General features: G+C 48.4%; 2 protein-coding genes. Both read left to right on the top strand.

Going from position 1 to position 4,764, the window contains the following annotated elements; translation table 11 throughout:
- Window positions 1-1,553: CHAT domain-containing protein (locus QUB33_RS10490; RefSeq protein WP_333350108.1), on the top strand; the 1,553-nt coding region annotated here is incomplete at its 5' end.
- 212 nt (window positions 1,554-1,765) lie between these two features.
- On the top strand, window positions 1,766-4,764 hold a 2,999-nt coding region (locus QUB33_RS10485), incomplete at its 3' end, for a DUF4347 domain-containing protein (protein ID WP_333350107.1).

Here is a 4,764-nt window from a genome sequence, read left to right as displayed (position 1 = left end):
CTCCAACACCAACACCAAATACTCCAACACCAACACCAACATCTCCAACACCAACACCAACATCTCCAACACCAACACCAACATCTCTAACACCAACACCAACATCTCTAACACCAACACCAACATCTCTAACACCAACACCAACACCATCTCTAACACCACTACCGGATATCTCAATTACCAATGCGATCGCCCAATCTGACAACCTGAATATCATTAATAGAATTGAATCTCTTTTTAACTACAGATCCGATTGGGTAAGCGAAGTTGTCCAAACGGCATCGTCTCTAAATATAGTTAGCCCCAGCGATATCACACGACTGATCGATAAAGGCGATATTCCTCAAGCCAGTTTCTTTATCGATATCTTCTATAGCGAACAAGTAGGGTCATACATTAACCAGGAAATCAGGCGCGATTTGCAATCTTTTACGGCAATACAGGAAAGGATTAGAGGGCTCGCCAGCCAAACTGGTAAAAAAACAGCCATTATCTACGTCTTGTCCCGCCCTGAACAATTAGACCTGATCATCGTCCCCCCTACTGGCCTCCCCATTCATAAAGCCATTCCCGCCGCGCGGCGCGAAACTTTGATGCAAGTCGCCGCCAGCTTCAGGTCTGAACTCCTTAATCTCAGAAACATCAATACTGACAGCTATTTGCCAGCATCCCAACAACTTTACCAGTGGATAATTGCTCCCTTGGAAGCTGAGTTGAAAGCTCAGGGCATTGATACGCTAGTTTTTAGTATGGATGCGGGGTTGCGAACGCTCCCCTTAGCCGCCCTCCATGACGGTTCCCAATTTCTAGTAGAAAAGTACAGCCTCGGACTCATTCCCAGCGTCAACTTGACCGATACCAATTATGAAAGCGTTAAAAATGCTGAAGTTTTAGCAATGGGAGCCTCGCAATTTACCAATAACCAACCCTTGCTAGCAGTGCCCGCAGAACTTAACGCTATTGCCTCCGAATGGAAAGGCGAATCTTTCCTTAATCAAACCTTTACTCTCAATAATCTCAGGTCGCAACGCCGCGCCCAAGCCTATCGAATTATTCACCTCGCCACTCACGGAGAGTTTAAGTCAGGAGTACCGAGCAATTCTTACATTCAGTTATCAGACACCAGGCTAACACTCGATCGCGTGCGCGAACTAGGGTGGAATCAGTCGCCTAAAGTTGAACTATTGGTGTTGAGCGCTTGTAAAACTGCTGTGGGTGATGAGGGCGTGGAATTAGGCTTTGCGGGGCTAGCTGTGCAAGCGGGGGTGAAGTCAGTTTTGGCGAGTCTTTGGTACGTCAGCGATGAAGGTACTTTAGGGTTAATGGCTGAATTTTACCATGAGTTAAAAGTCGCGCCTATTAAAGCCGAAGCCTTACGGCAGGCTCAAATCGCCATGCTCAAAGGTCAAGTTCGCATTGAAAATGGCAGTTTAATTTTGTCAAACTTAAATAAGGAGTTAGAATTGCCACCAGAATTAGCTAAACTAGGTAATGAAAACCTCTCCCATCCTTATTATTGGTCGGGATTTACAATGATTGGGAGTCCTTGGTAAGGTATAAAGGTGATGGCGGTTGCTTCTTGACTCGCAACAGAAAATTGCTTTGTTCCTCGTAATGACATAGTAGTAAGTGCATAAATACTAACAATATCATTGCGAACGAAGCGAAGCAATCGCCAGGACTTATGGAATCACTAGCATCGGCTTGCTAGTGATTCCATAAGTAATATGTGAATGAAAACTCTAAAAATCAAAAATTAAATAGGATGCAAATGATACACCAAAAGTTGGTTTCAATTCTAGTTTTTATTGACTCAAGTGTTGAAGATTACCAGAGTTTAATTAACGGCGTTTCCCCAAATGCTAAAGTAATCATCCTAGATGAAACGCTCGATGGCATTGAGCAAATCACCGAAAGGTTAGCAATTGAACAAAATATAGAAGCAATCCACATCATCTCTCACGGCAGTCCAGGTGCAGTACAACTCGGCGCCAATACACTCAACAGCAGCAACATAGAAAGTTTCGGCCCTCAACTCCAACACTGGCGCAAAGCATTAATTCCCGGTGCCGATATTCTCCTCTACGGGTGTAATGTCGCCTCTTTTAATCAGCCTTGGCAAATAGAATGCGCGGCTATACAAACAAATTCCGCCTACCCGGACTATGGAATTTCAACCCGCGCAGGCGGGTTTAGTTTGTGTAGTAGCGGTTTTAACCGCCCAGTTGAAAATAGTCCTACAAAACCTACAAAACCTAACCAATTCCTCGAACGCCTGAGTGAATTAACTGGTGCCGACATCGCCGCCTCCGCCAACCCCACCGGCAATGCGGCACTGGGAGGAGACTGGGAACTGGAAGTACAAATCGGCTCCATCGAAGCCACACCGATTAAGGCTTTAGCCTATAGCGGCATCCTAGCAGCGACCGCCAACCCCGACAATAAAGCCATCCCCGTCACCTCGCCCCCAATTAGCATAGATATAGATACCCTCGCCAACGACACGGGCAGCAGTCGCGTTTCAGTGCAGAGCATCACCACCGCCCCCACCAACGGCACCGCCACCATCAACGACTGGATTTATGCAGGTGGCGATTTCACCACCGTCAACGGCACAACTCGCAACCGCATTGCTAGATTGAATAGCAACGGTACTCTGGATACTACCTTCAACCCCAGTACCGGGATGAATAATACTGTCTATGCGATCGCCATAGACAGTAGTGGCAAACCCATAGTCGGTGGCTTGTTCACCACAGTCAATGGCACAGGTCGCAATTACATTGCCCGATTGAATACCGACGGTAGCCTGGATACCACCTTCAACAACCCAGTAATGAATAATGCTGTCTATGCGATTGCCCTAGACAGCAGTGACCAACCCTTAGTCGGTGGCGATTTCACCCTCATCAATGCTATACCTCGCAACCGGATTGCCCGATTGAATACCGACGGCACTCTGGATAATACCTTCAACCCCAGTACCGGGATGGATAGCAATGTCAATGCGATCGCCCTAGACAGCAGTGGCAAACCAGTAGTCGGCGGCGGTTTCACCAGTGTCAATGGTACATCTCGCAATTACATTGCCCGCTTGAATAGCGACGGCACTCTGGATACCACCTTCGACCCCGGTACGCGGATTAATAACAACGTCAACGCGATTGCCCTAGACAGCAGTGGCAAACCAGTAGTCGGGGGCAATTTCACCACGGTCAACAGCACTCCTATCAACCGGATTGCCCGATTGAATACCGACGGCACTCTGGATACCACCTTCGACCCCGGTACCGGGATGAATAGCACCGTCAATGCGATCGCCCTAGATGGCAGTGGCAAACCACTTGTCGGTGGGAGTTTCTCGACAGTCAATGGTACAAGTCGCAGCCGCATTGCCCGATTGAATACCGACGGCACCCTGGATACCACCTTCAACCCCGTTCTGACTGGCGCAGTCAATGCGATTGCCCTAGACAGCAGTAACAAACCAGTAGTCGGCGGCACTTTCAACACCGTCAATGGCACAAGTCGCAGCAGTATCGCCCGATTAAATGCCGACGGCAGTGTGGATAATACCTTCAACCCTGGTACCGGGATGAATGTCTACGTTAATGCGATCGCCCTTGACAAAGGACGTAGCATATACTACACCCCCAACGCCGGATTCAACGGTATAGACACCTTCCAATACACCGCCACTGACGGCGTAGTTTCCACTCCCACCACAGTCACTGTCTTAGTCAACGACTCCCCCATCCTCGATAACACCGGCATCCCTACCCTCAACGCCCAAAACCAAGATGACAGCGCCAGCACAGGTACATTAATTAGCACCATCATCGCCAACCTCGGCGGTACAAAAATCACCGATCCCAACGCCAGCGCCTTACAAGGTATTGCCATCACCAACCTCGACACCACTAACGGCACTTGGCAATACACCACCGACGGCACTATCTGGAATAACGCCCCAGCCGTTTCTCCCGCCAACGCCTTACTATTAGCTAGTAATGCCAACACCAGCCTCCGATTTGTTCCCACTGCAGGTTATAACGGCACTCTCACCAACGCCCTTACCTTTGCCGCCTGGGATCAAATTACTGGCACTAACGGCGGCGTAGCCGACTACACCACAGATCAAACGAATAACACTACATCCAGTGTTTTCAGTATCGTTACTGAAACTGCCGATATTGCAATTAATCCCGTTCCTACCATTACTAGCGTCAGCGCAGCGACAGCAGACGGCACTTATGGCATTGGCACAAACATCGACATCACCGTTAACTTCTCTCAAATAGTTAACGTCACCGGTACGCCACAACTTAGCTTAGCAGGTGTAAATCCCGTTGCCAATTACCTCTCAGGCAGCGGTAGCAACACCTTGACATTCCGGTATGCAGTAGCCGCAGGCGATATCAGCCCAGACTTAGACTATGTTTCTACAACTGCTTTATCCCTGAGCGGGGGTACTATTAAGAATGCGGCCAATGGTGATGCCATCTTAACTTTAGTAACTCCGGGTGCAGCGAATTCTTTGGGAGCTTCCAAAGCAATAGTTATTGATGGCATTGTACCCACAGTTGCCTTAACATCCCCATCAGCAACAACAGTAAATGGTTTATTTAGCGTCACAGCAACATTCCGTGAAAATGTCGCTGGGTTTGATGCTACTGATATTACCATCACCAATGCCACTGTCGGTAACTTTGTCCCAGTTAATGCCACAACCTACACCTTTGATGTCACCCCGAATGCTGATGG

The sequence above is a fragment of the Microcoleus sp. B3-A4 genome, assembly GCF_036705385.1.
Classification (GTDB): domain Bacteria; phylum Cyanobacteriota; class Cyanobacteriia; order Cyanobacteriales; family Microcoleaceae; genus Microcoleus.
The sequence above is the reverse complement of the archived record's forward strand: the minus strand, read 5'-3'. Positions and strand labels throughout refer to the sequence as shown.